Raw genomic sequence first — 18020 nt, forward strand, 5'->3', positions numbered from 1 at the left:
AACGTTAAAGGAGAGGGCAATGAGAATATTAATCGTAGACGACAATCCGACTAACGTCATCATTATTCGAGAAATCTTGAAAAAGGAAAACTACCAGGATACCGTATCTGCATCTTCAGCCCTGGAAATGTTTGAGCATTTGGGACTTGGGGATCGCAGCCATGTGCTGCATCCACGAAGAGCGGATATCGATCTGGTTCTGTTAGATATGATGATGCCCGAGATGGATGGAATAGAAGCATGCCGTATTGTTCAGCAATACGAGCATTTGAAGGATATACCGATCATTATGGTAACCGCCGTCGGCGATTCCAAGAAGCTGGCAGAGGCCCTTGATGCCGGGGCTGTAGATTATGTGACCAAACCGATCAACAAGGTTGAACTTATGGCACGGATACGCCTGGCGCTCCGGTTAAAGCATGAGAAAGACTGGCATATTGAGCGCGAACAGCGGGTGCAGGCGGAGCTTAAGCTTGCGGCTATGGTTCAAAATGCCGTCCTGAGCTCTCCAATTGAAGATGAGCAGCTAGAGATTCATGCACTGTACCAGCCTTCGGCAGAGCTTGCGGGAGATTTGTACGCATGGTACCCGCTTGGAGATGGCCGATATGGCGTGATTCTGCTGGATATGATGGGACACGGTATTACTTCGTCCCTATTTTGCATGTTCATTGCCTCGGTTCTGAAAGACACCGTGACGACTTATGTCGAACCGGAGAAAGTCGTTCAGGAATTGAACCGCAGGTTCAATCAGCTAAGCCTTGGTGAACAGCTGATACAGTACTATTTTACAGCTATCTATCTTGTCGTAGACACACGTTTGAAACGGGTGGACTATGTTAATGCCGGTCACCCACCGGCGCTGTTCTTCCAGGAAGACGGCCGTGTTATGACCCTGGACCAAGGCTGCTGCCCGGTAGGCTTGTTCGATCGGATTGAAGACATGGAGCCAAGAAGCTTTCAATATGAAGGCGAGGGTCATTTGGTGATGTATACCGACGGTCTGCTTGAATTGGTGGACGGCGGACATGACGAGAAGCTGGACTATTTGAAGGAACATTTGGGCGGCCCTCATCATTGGAGAGAAGATGAGATGAAGGAACAATATTTTGTGGATGATCCATTGCAGGAGCGAGAGGACGATAAATGCCTGGTTTGGATATCTCTTAAAAAAGGAGAGAACATAAATCAATGAAGCTTAAGAGTAAGTTAGTCATTGGTTTTACAACCTTGTTAGCTCTCATGCTGGTTCTTACCCTGATTGGGTACGACCGGATTAGTTATATGAACAGCCAGATGGATAAAATCTATGAAGAGCGCTATCAAAAAGTGCGAAACTCCAGCGGTATGCGCGGGGAAGTCAACAATATGGCGCGCGAGCTAACGAATATGATTTTGAGCAATGACCAATCCACGTATGCTGTATCCAAACAGGAAATCGAAAGCATGACCACAAAGGCAGTGGAATATTTCTCATTCATTCAAGATAGCGTAAATACCGCTGAGGAGCAGCAGCTGCTGGTCCGGATTGAACGTGCGGTTAATGAATATATTGTATACCAGAACAAGACACTGGATCTGTTGGCCAACAGCGATGCAGACGAGGCTAACTCGCTACGTAATTCAACAGGGCAATCGGTTCAGGATGAAATGCTTACCAGCTTAAACGAGCTTAGCAGCTACGAGAATCAGAAGATCAATGATGATATTACGGCAGCCAAGGCTGCTTATGACCGTTCCGTTCAGATGTTCATTTATATTATGGCCGGTGGACTATTAATCGGGATGCTGGTCATTCTATGGATCCTTCCAAGCATTACCCGGGGCATTAACGTTGTCTCGATGATGTTGAAGAGTTTTGGGGAAGGCAGACTGAAGGCGATTCGCCGTATCAAAGTTACGTCCAAGGATGAATTTGGAGATGTAGCCCGGGTATTTAAAGACTTATCCGAAGATATTCTCGAGAAGCAGCGGATAGAGGAGACCTATCTTCAGGCGCAGCGTGATCAATCGTGGCTTAACTCGAATATGGCCAGAGTAACGGAGCTGCTGGAGGGGATTAATTCCCTTGAAGAGGTGGGTCAGCGGTTTATTAGCGAATTCACACCGATATTAGGTGCTCACTATGGAGCTATTTATATTCATCAAGAAGATAAACATCCGAATAAATTGGAACTGAAAGGTTCCTATGCGCATGAGGGCGGCGAGGAGCCCAAGATTTCCTTCATGATTGGGGAAGGACTCGTAGGGCAAGTCGCGATGGACAAGAAACCGATTGTGCTGAGAAATGCGCCTGACGATTACATGAAAGTGGAGTCCGGCTGGGGATCATCCAAACCGATTTCCGTCATGATCTATCCGATTCTGTTCGAGAATGAAGTGCTGGGTGTGGTGGAGCTGGCAGCCTTCGAGGAGACAACATCCCTGCAGGAGCAGCTCATCTCACAGCTGAGTCAGTCGCTTGGCATTATTCTGAATAATATTACAGGACGCCTGCGGGTCGAGCAGCTGCTGCGGGAGTCGCAGGCGATGACAGAGGAGCTTCAGGTTCAGTCGGAGGAGCTGCAGACCCAGCAAGAAGAGCTTCGCCGTTCCAATGAAAATCTGGAGGAGCAAACCAATGCCCTCAAACGTTCCGAAGATTTGCTGCAGCGTCAACAGGAAGAGCTCGAGCATTATAATACCGAGCTGGTTGCCAAGACGCGCGCGCTGGAGGAACAGGTGCAGGAAGTGGAAGAGAAGAACGATGAAATTGAGAAGGCCCGGTTGAAGCTAGAGCAGCAAGCGAAGCAGCTTTCGGTTACAACCAAATACAAGTCGGAGTTCATGGCAAATATGTCTCACGAACTGCGAACCCCTCTTAACAGCCTGCTCATCTTGTCACAGCTGCTGTCTGAGAATAAGAGCGGAAATCTGAGCGATAAGCAGATTGAATATGCGCAGACGATTTATATGTCAGGTTCGGACCTGCTCAAAATGATTGATGAAATTCTCGACTTGTCCAAAGTGGACGCCGGGAAAATGGAAATTAATTACGAGGATGTTCAGCTGCAGGATATTGAATCCTTTGTGGAGCAGAATTTTGCCGCTGTAGCGTCGCGTAAACATATTGATCTTCATGTACACATCGGGGAGGACATTCCGCAAAGCATCGTTACGGACAGTCATCGCGTGAAGCAAGTCCTTCGTAACCTGCTGTCCAATGCATTCAAGTTCACGAACCAAGGCTCCGTTGAACTTCATGTGGAGAAGGCCGATCCAGAGAAACTCCCTATCTATTTGAATGCAGAAGCAGACTATGTGGCATTTGCGGTAAAAGACAGTGGAATTGGTATACCTGCTGACAAAACCGATCTGATCTTTGAAGCTTTCCAGCAGGTGGACGGCACCACAAGCCGCAAATATGGCGGGACCGGGCTCGGCTTGTCGATCAGCCGCGAGCTTTCCCGTCTGCTTGGCGGGGGGATTCTGGTTGAATCGGAAGAAGGCAAGGGCAGCTGCTTCACTCTCTTCCTGCCGAGCAGCCCTCCGGAAGTGGTTCAGGGAGTACAGGAGGCAGCGGCGTCCATTGAGGCTCCGCCAGAGAGCAATCTGATTGTTCCGAAGGCCAAGATGGTCACAACAGAGGTCAACCCATCCGTACAAGTGGATGATGATCGCAACCAGATAGGGCCGACCGATCGAGTGCTGCTCATTATTGAGGATGATGTGAAGTTTGCCAGAATCCTTCTGGATATGGCTAGAGGACGCGGGTTCAAAGCCCTGGTTGCTCTGCAGGGGGATATCGGCCTGGAGATGGCGAAGTCCTACAGACCGGACGCCATCATCCTGGATATTCAGCTTCCGGTCATCGACGGCTGGTCCGTCATGGGCGAGTTGAAGAGCTCAGCGGTTACGCGTCATATTCCGGTGCATGTGATCTCGGTTGTGGACGAAGTGAAGCAAGGACTTATGATGGGGGCTATCGCCTACCTGAAGAAGCCATCATCCAGAGAGGCACTGGAGAATGCGTTCACGCATATCGAATCGTACGCAGAGAAATCGATGAAACATCTCCTGATTGTTGAGGACGATGACATTCAGCGTAACTCCATCATTGAATTGATCGGTCATGACGATGTATCTATTACGGCGGCATCCACGGGTGCCGAAGCACTCAGCGAGCTGCGTAAGCAGCGCTATGACTGTATGGTGCTTGATTTGATGCTGACAGACATGACGGGCTTTGAGCTGCTGGATCAGATTCGTGATGATGAGAACCTGATGGATCTGCCAATTATTATTTATACCGGTAAGGATCTGGATTCGAAGGAAGAGATGCAGCTTCGCAAATATGCGGAGTCCATCATCATTAAAGACGTGAAATCTCCCGAACGGCTTCTGGATGAAACGACCCTGTTCCTCCACCGGATTGAAGCCGATTTGCCGGAGGATAAACGTAAAATTCTGCAAAAGCTGCACAATAAGGAAGAGCTGTTCGAAGGCAAGAAGATTCTGCTTGTGGATGATGATATTCGCAACGTATTTGCTCTCTCCAGCGTACTGGAAGGATACAACATGGAAGTGACCTTTGCCGAGAACGGCAGGGAAGCGATAGAGCTGCTTCAGGATAATCCGGACTACGATTTGGTGCTGATGGATATGATGATGCCGGAGATGGACGGCTATGAAGCGATGCGCCTTCTGCGAGAGATGCCTGAGTTCGAAAAGCTGCCGATTATAGCATTGACAGCCAAAGCCATGAAAGAGGACCGGGCGAAATGTATTGAAGCCGGAGCCTCTGATTATATGAAGAAGCCGATTCAGACCGAGCAGCTTCTTTCACTTATGAGGGTTTGGTTGTATTCGTAAACCGCTTTTGTGGGTAAAGTACAAGTAGCAAATAAACACTCGGAAAGCGGTGCACCCGTTATGTCATCTAGTAACCATACTGAATCAGAACAACTGTTGATAACAGAGGATAGCGAATGTGAGCTGGAGCAGATCGAGTTGGAGCTTCTTTTGGAAGGTATTCACCGATTCTATGGTTACGATTTTCGTAATTATGCTATTCCTTCATTGAGGCGGAGAATCTGGCATCATGTGCATGCCGAAGGGGTATCCTCGATCTCCGCGCTTCAGGATAAAGTACTCCACGACCGTTCTTGTTTTGAACGGCTCATATATAATCTGTCCATTCCCGTCACGGAAATGTTCAGGGATCCCAAATTATTCCTGACATTCAGGCAGACGGTAGTTCCTCTGCTTCGTACGTATCCGTATATACGGATATGGCACGCCGGCTGCTCAACTGGAGAAGAAGTGTATTCCATGGCGATTCTGCTTCATGAAGAGGGGCTGTATGAAAAATCCCGGATTTATGCGACGGACATGAACTCGCGTTCTCTCCAGCAGGCCAAGGAAGGCGTGTTTGACATCAAACGCATGAAGCAGTACACCAAGAATTATATGGAGGCGGGCGGAACCCGCTCGTTCTCCGAATATTATACTGCGAAGTACAACTCGGTTATTTTTCAACCGTATTTGAAGAAAAACATGATTTTTGCAGAACATAATCTGGCAACGGATCGTTCCTTTAACGAGTTTAATGTGATCTTTTGCCGGAATGTCATGATATATTTTAATGATCAGCTGCGGGATCATGTGCACGGATTATTTCACGAGAGTCTAAGCCATTTCGGTATTCTCGTACTGGGTGCCAAAGAGTCCATCCACTTTACGAATTACAGTGAAGCCTATGAGACACTTGACCGGGTCGAGAAAATTTACCGGAAGATTAAATAGAAAGTTTTGTAGGAGGATCTCATGGGGTTTCACGAACCGATTCATATTCTGTTGGTAGATGACCGCCCTGAAAACTTACTTGCACTCGAAGCTGTTCTGGACAGTGAGCAATACACGCTAATAAAAGCGACTTCGGGGGAAGAAGCTCTGCGGTATCTCTTGAAGTATGACTTTGCTGTGATTGTTCTGGATGTACAGATGCCCGGTATGGACGGTATCGAAACAGCAAGGCTGATCAAGGCGAGAGACAAAACAAAGGATATTCCGATTATCTTTATTTCTGCAAACAGCAAGGATGCGGAGCATCTCTTTGCGGGTTATTCGGCAGGTGCAATCGACTATATGGTTAAACCTTTTATCCCTCAAATCTTGAAGTCCAAGATCGAGGGTTTTGTCGATATGTACCAAACCAATAACAGACTCAAGATCCAGTCCATGCAGCTGCATCAGAAGACGCTGGAACTGGAGAAGATCAATCATGAGCTTGTGCAGGCGAAGGAAGCAGCGGAGATTGCCGTTAAAGCCAAAACGGAGTTTCTGGCGATGATGAGCCATGAAATCCGTACGCCGATGAATGGCGTGATCGGTATGATCGATTTGCTGATGGACAGCGAGCTTCAGGAAGAGCAGCGGGAGTATGCAACGATCATCCGCAACAGCGCGGATGCTTTGGTTAACATCATTAATGACATCCTGGATTTCTCCAAGATGGAATCCGGCAAGATGGAGCTGGAGGAATATCCGTTTGATCTCAAGTCTTGTGTGCAGGAAGTGTTCGGTTTGTTCTCGGGAGAAGCCTCCAAGAAAAATTTGCAGCTTTCGTATTACATTGAGGAGCGTATTCCGTCGATGGTATTTGGCGATATGGGACGTCTTCGCCAAGTATTGGTCAATCTGGTATCCAACGCTGTGAAATTCACCAATGAGGGTGGAGTATATTTGGTTGTATCGCTGACCCAAGTCGAAGAGGACCGGTTAACCCTCGAATTTACGGTGAAGGATACGGGGATTGGCATCTCATCAGAGAAAATCGATCGGCTGTTCAAGCCATTCTCGCAGCTTGATTCCTCCATGACCCGCAAATACGGAGGGACAGGGCTGGGACTTGCCATCTGTAGATCCCTTGTGCAGATGATGGGTGGGGACATTACGGTGGAATCCAAGGAAAATAAGGGTGCCACCTTCGTATTTACGATGTGTGTTCATACCTATGAGGAAGGAGACTATCGACGGCGAGAAGATGAGCCTACCGATAAATTTCGCGTCCATGGGGAGAGACAAGCCAACATCCTGATTGTGGATGATCACCCGATTAATCGAAAGCTGATGGACAGCATGCTGAAAAAGATGGGAATGAGCGCGGACATGGCAGAGGACGGTAAGCAGGCGGTTGATATGGTTGCCGGTCCTAAAGTGTACGATATCATTTTTATGGATCTGCAAATGCCGGTTATGGATGGCCTGGAGGCTGCACGCCTGATCCGTCAGATGAAGCATGGAGCGGATGCACCTATTCTGGTTGCCATGACAGCCAATGTGATGGATGGTATCCAGAAGCGCTGCTCGGATGCCGGAATGGACGAATATATTAGCAAGCCGGTCAAAATCAGCTGCGTTAAGCACCTGTTGTCCCGATATACACCAGTGGAACCGGACGACTGGGACAACCGTCCAAACACCATTCGAATCATTAACGGTTAGGGAAAAGATTCGTTTCCATATATTAGCACGGCCACATTCCCCTTCAACCTGTTTCAACGAGTTAGATAACGGGTTATGTAAAGGGAAAACAAATTATTTGGGAGAGAGTGTCTATGAATACAAAAACAAATGATAAGTTCAATGCCAAGACTCAGATGAGCGAGGGTGTATGTACTGTATTTTTGAGCGGTGAACTTGATCTGTCCGTCGCTCCGGATTTTCGATTAGTAATGGAACCTCTTGTCGGCAATTCCGAAGTAGACTTGATCGTCAACATGAAGGACATGACATATATTGATAGTACAGGTATTGGTATTCTTCTGTCGATACTGAAAGCAAGACACGGCATGGAAGCCCGTTTTGCAGTTGAGGAAGTTCCGCCGCAAATTCAGAAGCTGTTTGATATGACGGGTATTGCGAAGTTCTTTCAGTCGTAAGAAGTATTCCCAATAGGAAAGGATCGAAAAGAATGAATTCAGATGTACAAAGAGTAACACTTAATTTGCCTGCCAGTGCTGAATACGTGGATATCGTAAGGCTGAATCTGTACGGGATAGCTTCCAAGATGGGCTTCTCCTATGAAGAGATTGAAGATATGAAGGTTGCAGTGTCTGAGGCCTGCAATAACTCGGTTTTGTATGCGTATAGTCAGGAAGGCGGAATGGTAGAGGTATTATTCCAAGTGACTAGCGAGTCGCTATCCATTACGGTCAGAGACGAAGGGGAGAGTTTCGACAGTGTGGGAGCGGTTGGTAACCGTTCACTTCATGATAAAGATCTCAGTGAGGTCCAAATCGGCGGACTCGGCTTCTACCTGATGGAGGCGCTTATGGATGAGGTGAGCGTAACAAACCAGGCTGGAAAGGGAACCGAGGTTATGCTTACGAAGCGGCTTGCAAGAAGCGAGGAGCGGGTATGAGTGATAAGGTGACTCCCCCAGAGTCCAGGGATGAAGCAGTACATTTAATACAACAGTATCAGCAGACGAAGGATAACGATATCGCAACGGTGCTGATTAAGAAATATGAGCCGATGGTCAAAATGGCTGCGGGCAAAATTGCCCGGAATCGGCCGGATCTGTATGAGGACTTATATCAGGTGGGTCAGATGGCATTAATCCGTCTGCTTCAGCAATACGACATTAGCCTGGGGATTCCGTTCGAGCCCTATGCCATGAAGAGCATGATTGGGCATATGAAAAACTTCCTCCGCGATAAGTCGTGGTACATTCAAGTACCCAGACGAATCAAGGAGAAAGGTGCCTTGGTCCAGCAGGCAATTGATGAGTTAATGGTGAAGCTGGAGAGGTCTCCGGATGTGAATGAGATTGCAGCTTATCTGGATCTATCCGTTGAAGAAACCGTCGAGGTGTTAGCCGGACGGGAATGCTATCACTACGTATCACTCGATTCCCCATTATCTCAGGAAGAAACCGGAGCAACGCTTGGAGAGCTGATTAGCTCGGATGTGAATGACTTTGATTCCGTGGAGAAGCGGATGGATCTTCAGCAGGCGATGAGTCAGTTGAAGGAACAGGAGCAGAAGGTGCTGCTGCTGGCATTCCAGGAAGGGCAGTCCCAGCGGGCCATTGCTCAGAGACTTGGAGTATCGCAAATGAGTGTGTCGCGTATCCAGAAGCGGGCAACGGAAAAATTGAAGCAGATTATGTCCAATTCATCTTACTGATATGGACAAGCCCCGTAGTGACAGACGTATGGGAACATAAGGCACGCTTCCTCAATTATAGGAAGGCGTGCCTTTTTGGAACCGCAATATCCGGATTGAAATAGAAGGGAGTGGCAAAGAGAGTATGCTTGCGCCAGATAGAGCGGAGGGTCAGGATATATATACTTTTGCAGGAGGGTGGCAGTGGCATGATGTCCGAACGGATGATTGGCAATCCTCCTGGATTGGTGAACTTCGAACGCGTTATCCCTATACGTCCGAATGGTTTGATCTGGCATCGACGTTAAAGGATCGGAATTACTTGTCCGTTCGCTTCAAAGAGGGCGTAGAAACCGTTATTATGGGGACCATGCTCTATAAGGTTACGTCCGATCCTGATCATCACAAGTCGGAACAGTTCTATTTCTATTTGGACGATCATGTGCTGATTACCATTAATCTGGATGACCATACCCGTAGTGTGATGGCCAAGTCGGAGAGAACATCCATGCTCCATCAATGCCGGGGGCCTGCAGATGGCATGTTTGTTCTGGCACGGGCGATTCTGCATTATTATCATGCAGGGATGGATCAATTCGAATGCAATCTTCGGCTTGTTGAAAGTGATATGCGCACGCGCAACCGGCGAACCTTGATGGATAAGATCCTGTCGGCCCGGTTCGAGTTATTGGACTGGAGTAATCTGTTTATCCCATTTCAAGAGCTTGTTGCCGCCGCTAGGGAAGGCTATCATAACCAACTGGATGACAGCCGCTCCTTCCAGCAGCTCCAGTACAGAGTGGAGAGACTGGAGCAGCTGATCCACCATTATGAGCGCGAAATTGATACCCTTGTTTCTATTGATGATGCCATCTCCGGATTCCGCGGCAATGAAATTATGAAGACGCTGACGATTTTTACCGTCGTCTTCACACCGGCCACGGTGATCGGTGCCGTATGGGGAATGAATTTTGAGAACCTGCCGGCTATTAAAACATTCTGGGGATTTACGGCAATCAGCGCTTTCATCCTGCTGTGGACCGGTGGAATGTACCTCTGGTTGCGTGCGAAAGGATGGACGGGTGATTTGCTCCGCGTGAAGTCCAAAAACAGAAACATATAAATTCAAGGTTAGTAGGAAAATTTAGCGTCATAACAGCCCGGTACCTGCTTCTGCTTAGGTTACCGGGCTGTTTGTATGCAGCGAGAGCTGGCTAGGATTTGGATTGATCGATATATCCTTGCAGATCGGAGATGAAATCTCCAATCATCGGTACATTGACAAAGAAGCTGAGAATGTAGCCCAAGAGACCAAGCACAAGAGCCGTGCCCAGGGTTAGACCGAGCCCCCGGGACAGCCCAGCCGTGAGGTTGGCAATGATGCGTTTCTTGGGATTCATGTAATTGTCGATCATATCCTTCATTTCCGATTTCTCCAGGGTGGCCGCGATTTTGTCCAGACGAGTGTTCAGCTTCTTCACTTCATGCCGGAGCTCGAAAGGGTGCTCCTGAACATCATCTGCCGCGCTGGAGTGCCTTTCCTTGGTTGATGCAGATTCCTCCCGCTTTTCCACATGTGGTCTGGAATGCCCCCCGCTTCGAGTTGAGAGGCTGGAGCGGCTGTTATATGGATTGGCTTTGCTCATGAGATATCCCCGCTTTCTTAGGCAGATGCCCCGTGTCATTTCACCTGCAGAACAATACACTAATAACAAGTAACCTTCTAACGCTCTGGCACAAAAATAGCCAGCTTTGTCAGCTGGCTATTTCGTGACCTCACGAATTAATAATTCGTAGTCGATTTTATTTCACGGCTGACATCGGAAGAGGTGTCCATCGCTTTTTCCTTCACGTCTTTGGAAGCACTGGATACCTCGTCGGACACATCCGCTGAGACTTCCTTAACGCTGGACATAATATTTTGACGGCCTTCATTTACCGTTGTCATGACATCGGAGGCTTTGCTGCCCACGGTTTTAGCCAGCTCAGAAGCCTTATCGCCTACAGTGCAAGCAACTTCCTTGGTTTTATCGGTTACGATGCTCAGCTTCTCGGACAAATCGCCACGAAGCTCGCGGCCTGGCTTGGGAGCGAACAATAGAGCTGCTGCTGCTCCGACCAATGCACCGATAAAAGCACCTCTAAAGAATGTGGACCCGCCTTGTACTGGATTTTCTTGTTCTGTGTGATTCATAACTTTCACTCCTTTTAGTTAATATAAAGTTTAAACATATAAACACGAGTATCAGGCTGTGCGTCTAAACAATTTGGCAACAAGACCGAGCAGGAATACAAAGATGGCCGTACCGATAATAGCAGGTACAATGGCAAATCCGCCAATTACAGGGCCCCATGCTCCGAAGAGCCACGGTCCGAGCCACGCACCTACAAAACCTGCGATCATGGATCCGATAATTCCGCCCGGCATTTCATGACCCACCAGCGCATCCCCGATAATCCCGATGATGATTGCCATCACGATGCTGATAATGATTCCCCACATAGGATCGCCTCCTTTTTCAGAGCAATGTTTTTCGTGTGGGCTTGCTTATCTCGTAATTAAACGTAAGGCCACATCGTGAAACAGGGCAGACGGGAAACGGGGAAGAAAATGAAATGTCCATCCTCTGCGGAATTTACCCTGCTGTCATTTGCGGATTTTTGTACTATACTGGATAAGGATTTGCAATTATTATCGAATTAAAGATCTATTTCGATGTCACAAACACTCGAATTTTTCAGGAACGATGCTGTCATAGACGGTTTATAGAAGGAGTCGTGCAACATGGATACTGTATTGGTGAAGGAATATCGAGCGGATATAGTGGAGTGCGTCCACAATGGACATATATGTATTGTTAATGATGAAGGAGCCGTTCAAGCCTATGCAGGAGATCCGGAATATGTCGCATTCACGCGTTCCTCCGCCAAGCCGCTGCAGGCAATCCCATCCATCCGTTCGGGATTGGCAGATCATTATGGGTTAACAGTAGAGGAAATTGCGATTATGACGGCTTCCCATCGGGCAGAGCCGGCCCATGTTGAAGTATTGGAGCGCTTTGCCCGCAAGGTAAGCATTGGGGAGTCCAATATGGTCTGCGCATCCAGTTGGCCGCTGGATGAAGGAAGCAAGGAATCTCTTTTGCGTGAAGGAAGCGATAAGAGCAAATGGTACCATAATTGCTCGGGCAAGCATTACGGCATGCTTGCCTATTGCCAGATGGCGGGATACCCGCTTAAAGGATATGACCATCCGGAACATCCGCTTCAGCAGGAGATTCTTGGAACGGTCTCCGATTTGGCCGGATTGGCACCCGGCGATATTCGTCTAGGCACGGATGGATGCGGACTGCCGGTATTTGCTATGCCGCTCCGTGCTCTGGCCACCGCCTATATGAAGCTTGCATCCCCTGACCGGATCGAGGATGAGCCTACGCGAAAGGCGGTCCTTACGATCACATCGGCTATGAATGCATCTCCCTATATGGTTGCGGGGAACCACAAAGTGGACACCCTCCTTCTGGAAGATGATAACGTGGTGGCAAAAGGGGGCTTTAAAGGGGTGTACTGTTTTGGTCTGAAGAAGGAGCGATTGGGTATTTCGTTTAAAATCGCAGATGGTTCAGAGGAAGAGTGGGGCTGGATTGTGGAGTCCATACTGGAGCAAATCGGATACAGCAATAAGACGACCCTCCAGCGGCTGAAAGCCGCGTATCCCAAGGATCTATTCAATGATGAGGGACGCAAGGTAGGCAGGGCCGAAACTGAATTTATACTGACCCGCGTTTAAACAAGAATGATTAGATCGAAATCCGCCGGGGTATTAGAATAGTAAAAACGGCGGAGGTGACCGGCCATGATTAAGATCATGACGGCTGCGGAAAGACATACTACCCATGATGATGGTATTCATAGTGAATTCAGTTTTTCTTTTGGAGATTATACAGATCCGCATAATGAGCATTTTGGAAGCCTACTCGCACATAATGAATATGTGCTGAAACCGATGGAGGGTTTTGATCGCAGGTTTCATCATGACTTGGTGATTGTCCATTTGGTGCTGGAGGGCAAGTTAACGTATGAGGATGATAAGGGGAAGTTTATGGAGCTTACCCCAGGCACGATTCATGTTGTGAATACAGGCTCGGGTGTATATCATGCAGAGAATAATGCGTCTTCCTCCGAAGATGTCCGTTATCTGGAAATGTGGTTTTTACCTGCTGAGCCGGGTCTTGAGGCCAGTCATCACCAAGGCGACTTTACACAAGCACAGCGATTAAACCAGATGCTTCCGATCATCGGATCGGGTGACGGTGAACGCAGCTTGCCCCAATCATTGGATGTTGTGATGTACAGCAGCATACTCGAGACAGGCAAAGAGCTGACGTACAGCTTATCCGAGGATAGGAGAATGCATGTGTACGTTATCAGCGGCCAGGTTGAAATATCATCGGAAGACGGAGTATTTGATATTTCATCCGGTGACGCCGCCAGAATACAGCGTCGTCATGAGCTGACCTTCCAGGGGAACTCAAGTGAGGGGAACTCGGAAGTAGTTATCATTGATATGCCATAGATTAGGACGGCAAAGCCCCCGGAAACTCGCGAATTTCATTAGCGAAGTTCCGGGGGCTTTGCCGTGGAATGGGTATCTGCTTGGTTTCTTTACGATTTAATGATTTCCGCGAAGCTGGCCGAGTTCTGATACTACGGCTTCCACTTCGGATATGCTGAGATTTTGTTTATTCATGACCATATCATACAAGTCATAAATATCATCGTATTGGTTAACCGAGAAGGCGGAAGCCTGCATTGCAGCGCCTGTAGCCATCCGAAGCTTTGTTTTGATCTGCTCAATCATATACTCGACATTCGCTTGCGATTTTTCATTCAAGTTCATGTGTAACACCATCCTCTCTTCGGCGGATTTACGATTTTCATCCCTGTATTGTATCATGTTACTGTGCAGCTCGACCAATGTTTTTGCCATTGTGGACGTGAATAGGTTAAAATCAGGAAAAAACCTGTTTCAAAGGCATCGGTAAGCAGTATGGGAGCATGGATTAATGAGGAGGTCCGTCATGAGCGAACAAGCTGATAAACCGCCAATCGTATATGCCGCCAAGGCCAAAATGTCGGGCCACGAACTGATGGTTTTCTTTCAAATGATCTCGCAGCGGCATGCAATCGAAAGCATTGTGTTCTTATGTATTGGTACCGATCGTTCAACGGGGGATGCACTGGGACCGCTGACGGGAAGCCGGCTGGCGGCATATGGGTTCCCGCACGTGGTTGGGACGCTGCCTGAACCGTGTGATGCCTTCAATCTTCAAGCGAGACTGAACGGGATACCCGCGGATAAGGTGATTGTTGCCATTGATGCGTGTCTGGGGCAGGCTTCCTCTGTCGGTTATTTCTTTACGAGTGAAGGTCCATTGACACCAGCCCAGTCTGTCGGAGGGAAGCTTCCTTCCGTGGGAGATTACAGTGTGGCAGCCGTTGTGAATGTTCAGGGTCCAAAGCCTTATTGGACCCTGCAGGTAACGTCCCTTTACCAAGTCATGGGGATGGCGGAGGAGATAGCACGGCAAGCGGCATTGGCCTTTAATCTTAGGACATAAGGCATGGCGTTTCAGCCTGGGTTGATTCTGTTTAATATAGATCATTCTTTATAAAATAATGGGTGTCTACCAAATGGCATCCGCTGAATAGAAAGAAGGGTATCGCTATGGAAAAAGTACAATGCAACGGCAGCACGATTTGTTATGTTGATCAGGGACAAGGTGAGCCGGTCATTTTGCTTCACGGGTTCTGCGGAAGCTCTGCCTACTGGGAACAGATTCTGCCATTTCTTCAAGGCTTCAGAGTCATTGTACCGGATCTCCGGGGACACGGACGGTCTGACGCACCGATGGGACCTTATACCATCGAACAGATGGCAGACGATGTACTCCAGTTAATGGATGAGCTCGATATTCCGAAGGCTGCATTACTTGGCCATTCCCTCGGAGGCTATATTACGCTCTCCTTCGCCCAGCGTTACGCTTCTCGTCTGAACGGCTTCGGCCTGATTCATTCTACGGGTTATCCGGACTCGGATGAGGCGAAGGAGAAACGAGTGAAGGCGGTTAGCACCATTCAAGGGGAAGGCATTACTGCTTTCGTTGACGGGTTGGTGCCCGGCTTATTCGCTCCTGGCACAGAGGATACCAAGCCGGAGTGTATTCAGCGGGCGAAGGAGATAGGCTACCTGACACCACCGCAGGGAGCAATAGGGGCGGCGCTGGCTATGCGTGAACGTCCGGACAGACGCGACGTTCTTTCGGCATCCATACTGCCTATCCTGCTTGTAGCCGGAGAGAAGGATGGATTAATTCCAGCAGAGCGTACCTTTACGACAGAGAATGACAATGTAACTCGCATTGTGATTGAAGGTGCCGGACATATGAGTATGATGGAGACGCCGGAGAAACTTGGCGAAGTGATTACGTCTTTCATGGAACAGCTTGAACATGAATAAACGCATGACAACCCTTGTATAGCTTATAATAAACGGATACCCCTTGAATCGGGGTATCCGTTTTATTTTTTTCATGATGTGTTTTGGTTTGCTCCCATCATCCATCCTGGGCTGATCAGTGCTGTGTTGTTGAAGGTTACCCCGCGCTACTGGAATTCTGATCCCGGATAGCCTACAATTTAATCTAGATTGAGCTTAGAGTAATGAAGGCGCGCCGCAGAGGGAATCTGCGAAGCTGCCCAGCGATCACAGGTGAGTGTCCGGCAGCGGAACTCACATTGGAAATATAACGATCAGGTCACTAGATGAATACGCTGCATTCGAAGTGATGCAGGTTAGGGGGCAAGCGTATGTTTCGCAGGGATTATCTCGTGCGTCTTATAGAGGATATGTCACAGATGATTGCCAAGGTGTTTTCGCTGAAGCAGGAGCGCAAGCACACAGAAGCGCTCTGGGAATTGGATGATCTATTCAAACGGCAGTTCCGGTTGAATTCCCAGCTGCTTCGCTCACTGTCTGCTTCCGATATTGAGCAGTTATTTCGAAATCACGGCTATCTGGAGGCGGACAAGCTGCAGAGTGCTGCAAGACTAATGGAAGAGGAAGCCTCCATTCTGCTTGAGTTGGAGCGTGAAGAAGCAGCAGCGCTGCTCTATACCAAGGTCTTTCAGTTATATTTGAAGGCTGCCCTGCAAGGGGCCGATCCCAAGCTCCTGAACTTGCCGGAACGGATACACATCGTGAGGGAGCGTTTAAAGTCCTATGCATTGCCTGACACCGCTTCGCGGGATTACTATGCATATGCGGAGCAGCAGGGGATGTATGCGGAGGCCGAGAACATCCTTTATCAATTGCTGGATCACCGTGCGATTGAATATAACGAAGCGCTGCAGTTTTATCAACGATTACAGCTGAAGTCGCCTGAAGAGCTAGTCAATGGAGGGCTTCCTCTTGAGGAAGTCCGCGAAGGAATGGATGAGCTTCACCGTCGATTCCAGCATTCGGAGGAGGACGGTGGCGAGCAATCTATCCGTCAGGATTAACCTGTCCCTGTCTATACCATAAAGAAAGTGAGATGTACCTTTTGGATACATTAAGAAAATTGATTCATAACATCATGGAAGAAAGATCATTAATTACGGCTACACTGAGCCAGCTTCGCAAGCGGGAAGGCATGACCTACAGCAAGGTGACGATCAAGCCCGTAGATCTCAAGAACAAGCTCCACTATCAGTTCGCCTATTATTCGGGCACCAAGGTAACCCATCAGAACGTGCCGTTGGATGAGGCGGAGGCCGTGCTGGTGGACTTGTTCGAGAATGTATTCCGGCAGGCGATGATCTACACACCGGAAGCGGATTATCAGGTTCTGATATCCAAGAAATACAAGGTTTCGATTCTGACGAAATCGCCTTCCAAGACGAAGACAGATTTATCCCATAACCGAAAAAAGACGTACATTCTCGAAGAGGGGGAGCCAGTTCCGTTTTTGGTGGAGCTGGGCATTATGAACGAGGATGGCAAGGTGTTTGCCCGCAGATACGATAAGTTCAAGCAGATTAACCGTTTCTTGGAGATGGTTGAGGATGTTCTTCCCCATCTGCCGGAGAACCGTCCGTTGACCATCGTCGATTTTGGCTGCGGTAAATCCTACCTGACCTTTGCCTTGTATCATTATTTGGCGGTAACCGCACGCAGAACGCTGAATATTGTCGGATTGGATCTAAAGGCGGATGTGATCGAACACTGCAGTATGCTGGCGAAAAAACTGAACTATAACCAACTGCGGTTTCTTGTCGGCGACATTGCGGAATATGACGAACAGGAGCAGGTCGATATGGTGGTTACGCTGCATGCATGCGATACGGCAACCGATGCAGCGCTGGAGAAAGCGGTCCGTTGGGGGGCCTCGGTCATCCTGTCGGTGCCTTGCTGCCAGCATGAGCTGTTCGCCCAAGTAGAGAGTCCCATCATGGAGCCTTTGCTGTCCCACGGTATTCTGAAAGAACGCTTCTCGGCGCTTGCGACAGATGCGATCCGGGCCAAGCTGCTGGATCTGATGGGGTACAAAACGCAGCTTCTGGAGTTTATCGATATGGAGCATACGCCCAAGAATATCCTGATCCGTGCGGTCAGCGGTTCGGCCGGTGATCGGGATAAGCTGTGGCAGGAGTATACCGCATTTCGCGATTTTCTGAGCGCTTCGCCATATCTTGAGCGAGCGTGCCAGGATTTATTGCCAAATGCAAAAAAATAATTCGCGTTGACCCTGTGAGCGATGAAAGTGCGAGAGCTCACTTTCATCGTTTTTTGATTATGATATAAGAAAGTATGCTCTATCTGAAATCAG

General features: G+C 48.5%; 18 protein-coding genes. 14 read left to right on the forward strand and 4 right to left on the reverse strand.

Annotated elements, in window-relative coordinates:
- The first annotated feature begins 19 nt into the window (after positions 1–19).
- The 8 genes from M2277_RS30230 (at position 20) to M2277_RS30265 (ending at position 10273) form a co-directional block, all read left to right on the forward strand.
- On the forward strand, positions 20–1195 hold the full coding sequence (locus M2277_RS30230) for a PP2C family protein-serine/threonine phosphatase (RefSeq protein ID WP_006212704.1): 1176 nt from the start codon (positions 20–22) through the stop codon (positions 1193–1195).
- Positions 1192–4851: a response regulator gene (locus M2277_RS30235; RefSeq protein WP_280756305.1), complete on the forward strand. Its 3660-nt coding sequence runs from the start codon at positions 1192–1194 to the stop codon at positions 4849–4851. The genes M2277_RS30230 and M2277_RS30235 overlap by 4 nt, the downstream gene beginning before the upstream one ends.
- 60 nt (positions 4852–4911) lie before the next feature.
- Entirely contained in the window at positions 4912–5784 is an 873-nt protein-coding gene (locus M2277_RS30240; protein WP_051449329.1) for a CheR family methyltransferase, read from the forward strand.
- 21 nt (positions 5785–5805) lie between these two features.
- On the forward strand, positions 5806–7485 hold the full coding sequence (locus M2277_RS30245; RefSeq protein WP_036643481.1) for a response regulator: 1680 nt from the start codon (positions 5806–5808) through the stop codon (positions 7483–7485).
- A gap of 113 nt (positions 7486–7598) precedes the next feature.
- A complete protein-coding gene (locus M2277_RS30250; RefSeq protein WP_006212700.1) occupies positions 7599–7922 on the forward strand; it encodes an STAS domain-containing protein in 324 nt (107 codons plus the stop codon).
- 32 nt (positions 7923–7954) lie between these two features.
- On the forward strand, positions 7955–8404 hold the full coding sequence (gene rsbW, locus M2277_RS30255) for an anti-sigma B factor RsbW (protein ID WP_036643480.1): 450 nt from the start codon (positions 7955–7957) through the stop codon (positions 8402–8404).
- Positions 8401–9171: a sigma-70 family RNA polymerase sigma factor gene (locus M2277_RS30260; protein ID WP_006212698.1), complete on the forward strand. Its 771-nt coding sequence runs from the start codon at positions 8401–8403 to the stop codon at positions 9169–9171. The genes rsbW and M2277_RS30260 overlap by 4 nt, the downstream gene beginning before the upstream one ends.
- Positions 9172–9295: 124 nt before the next feature.
- The gene (locus tag M2277_RS30265) at positions 9296–10273 is read left to right on the forward strand and encodes a magnesium transporter CorA family protein (RefSeq protein ID WP_006212697.1); all 978 of its coding nucleotides are present in this window, start codon (positions 9296–9298) and stop codon (positions 10271–10273) included.
- A 91-nt stretch (positions 10274–10364) separates the two neighbouring features.
- Here M2277_RS30265 and M2277_RS30270 read toward each other — a convergent pair whose 3' ends face one another.
- The 3 genes from M2277_RS30270 to M2277_RS30280 form a co-directional block, all read right to left on the reverse strand.
- A complete protein-coding gene (locus tag M2277_RS30270; protein ID WP_280756306.1) occupies positions 10365–10796 on the reverse strand; it encodes a DUF5665 domain-containing protein in 432 nt (143 codons plus the stop codon).
- A 137-nt stretch (positions 10797–10933) separates the two neighbouring features.
- Positions 10934–11344, reverse strand: coding sequence for a YtxH domain-containing protein (locus tag M2277_RS30275; RefSeq protein WP_006212695.1), 411 nt, complete (start codon positions 11342–11344; stop codon positions 10934–10936).
- Between the two features lie 51 nt (positions 11345–11395).
- The gene (locus tag M2277_RS30280; RefSeq protein WP_006212694.1) at positions 11396–11653 is read right to left on the reverse strand and encodes a GlsB/YeaQ/YmgE family stress response membrane protein; all 258 of its coding nucleotides are present in this window, start codon (positions 11651–11653) and stop codon (positions 11396–11398) included.
- A 282-nt stretch (positions 11654–11935) separates the two neighbouring features.
- On the opposite strand from M2277_RS30280, the gene M2277_RS30285 reads away from it, so the two are divergent.
- Both M2277_RS30285 and M2277_RS30290 read left to right on the forward strand, forming a co-directional pair.
- Entirely contained in the window at positions 11936–12940 is a 1005-nt protein-coding gene (locus tag M2277_RS30285) for an asparaginase (RefSeq protein WP_036643478.1), read from the forward strand.
- Positions 12941–13006: 66 nt separating this feature from the next.
- The gene (locus M2277_RS30290) at positions 13007–13726 is read left to right on the forward strand and encodes a pirin family protein (RefSeq protein ID WP_006212692.1); all 720 of its coding nucleotides are present in this window, start codon (positions 13007–13009) and stop codon (positions 13724–13726) included.
- Between the two features lie 96 nt (positions 13727–13822).
- On the opposite strand, the gene M2277_RS30295 is transcribed toward M2277_RS30290, so the two are convergent.
- Positions 13823–14050 carry a DUF1128 domain-containing protein gene (locus tag M2277_RS30295; RefSeq protein ID WP_006212691.1) on the reverse strand — a complete coding sequence of 76 codons (228 nt, stop codon included), beginning with the start codon at positions 14048–14050 and terminating at the stop codon, positions 13823–13825.
- Between the two features lie 181 nt (positions 14051–14231).
- Between M2277_RS30295 and yyaC the strand changes: the two genes are divergently transcribed.
- The 4 genes from yyaC (at position 14232) to M2277_RS30315 (ending at position 17927) form a co-directional block, all read left to right on the forward strand.
- Positions 14232–14771 (forward strand): spore protease YyaC, encoded by a 540-nt coding sequence (gene yyaC, locus M2277_RS30300; RefSeq protein WP_036643477.1) that lies wholly within the window; start codon positions 14232–14234, stop codon positions 14769–14771.
- Between the two features lie 107 nt (positions 14772–14878).
- On the forward strand, positions 14879–15670 hold the full coding sequence (locus M2277_RS30305; RefSeq protein WP_006212688.1) for an alpha/beta fold hydrolase: 792 nt from the start codon (positions 14879–14881) through the stop codon (positions 15668–15670).
- A gap of 350 nt (positions 15671–16020) precedes the next feature.
- The gene (locus M2277_RS30310) at positions 16021–16713 is read left to right on the forward strand and encodes a DUF6483 family protein (RefSeq protein WP_076151655.1); all 693 of its coding nucleotides are present in this window, start codon (positions 16021–16023) and stop codon (positions 16711–16713) included.
- A gap of 32 nt (positions 16714–16745) precedes the next feature.
- Positions 16746–17927 carry a class I SAM-dependent methyltransferase gene (locus M2277_RS30315; protein ID WP_076151654.1) on the forward strand — a complete coding sequence of 394 codons (1182 nt, stop codon included), beginning with the start codon at positions 16746–16748 and terminating at the stop codon, positions 17925–17927.
- Positions 17928–18020 lie beyond the last annotated feature (93 nt).

The organism is Paenibacillus sp. LBL, assembly GCF_029893715.1.
GTDB lineage: Bacteria > Bacillota > Bacilli > Paenibacillales > Paenibacillaceae > Paenibacillus_AQ > Paenibacillus_AQ glucanolyticus.

Bases quoted from the DNA above. Each gene is read 5' to 3' on its own strand.
- M2277_RS30230 (WP_006212704.1), top strand. From the start codon at position 20: ATGAGAATATTAATCGTAGACGACAATCCGACTAACGTCATCATTATT.
- M2277_RS30235 (WP_280756305.1), top strand. From the start codon at position 1,192: ATGAAGCTTAAGAGTAAGTTAGTCATTGGTTTTACAACCTTGTTAGCT.
- M2277_RS30240 (WP_051449329.1), top strand. From the start codon at position 4,912: ATGTCATCTAGTAACCATACTGAATCAGAACAACTGTTGATAACAGAG.
- M2277_RS30245 (WP_036643481.1), top strand. From the start codon at position 5,806: ATGGGGTTTCACGAACCGATTCATATTCTGTTGGTAGATGACCGCCCT.
- M2277_RS30250 (WP_006212700.1), top strand. From the start codon at position 7,599: ATGAATACAAAAACAAATGATAAGTTCAATGCCAAGACTCAGATGAGC.
- rsbW (WP_036643480.1), top strand. From the start codon at position 7,955: ATGAATTCAGATGTACAAAGAGTAACACTTAATTTGCCTGCCAGTGCT.
- M2277_RS30260 (WP_006212698.1), top strand. From the start codon at position 8,401: ATGAGTGATAAGGTGACTCCCCCAGAGTCCAGGGATGAAGCAGTACAT.
- M2277_RS30265 (WP_006212697.1), top strand. From the start codon at position 9,296: ATGCTTGCGCCAGATAGAGCGGAGGGTCAGGATATATATACTTTTGCA.
- M2277_RS30270 (WP_280756306.1), bottom strand. From the start codon at position 10,796: ATGAGCAAAGCCAATCCATATAACAGCCGCTCCAGCCTCTCAACTCGA.
- M2277_RS30275 (WP_006212695.1), bottom strand. From the start codon at position 11,344: ATGAATCACACAGAACAAGAAAATCCAGTACAAGGCGGGTCCACATTC.
- M2277_RS30280 (WP_006212694.1), bottom strand. From the start codon at position 11,653: ATGTGGGGAATCATTATCAGCATCGTGATGGCAATCATCATCGGGATT.
- M2277_RS30285 (WP_036643478.1), top strand. From the start codon at position 11,936: ATGGATACTGTATTGGTGAAGGAATATCGAGCGGATATAGTGGAGTGC.
- M2277_RS30290 (WP_006212692.1), top strand. From the start codon at position 13,007: ATGATTAAGATCATGACGGCTGCGGAAAGACATACTACCCATGATGAT.
- M2277_RS30295 (WP_006212691.1), bottom strand. From the start codon at position 14,050: ATGAACTTGAATGAAAAATCGCAAGCGAATGTCGAGTATATGATTGAG.
- yyaC (WP_036643477.1), top strand. From the start codon at position 14,232: ATGAGCGAACAAGCTGATAAACCGCCAATCGTATATGCCGCCAAGGCC.
- M2277_RS30305 (WP_006212688.1), top strand. From the start codon at position 14,879: ATGGAAAAAGTACAATGCAACGGCAGCACGATTTGTTATGTTGATCAG.
- M2277_RS30310 (WP_076151655.1), top strand. From the start codon at position 16,021: ATGTTTCGCAGGGATTATCTCGTGCGTCTTATAGAGGATATGTCACAG.
- M2277_RS30315 (WP_076151654.1), top strand. From the start codon at position 16,746: ATGTACCTTTTGGATACATTAAGAAAATTGATTCATAACATCATGGAA.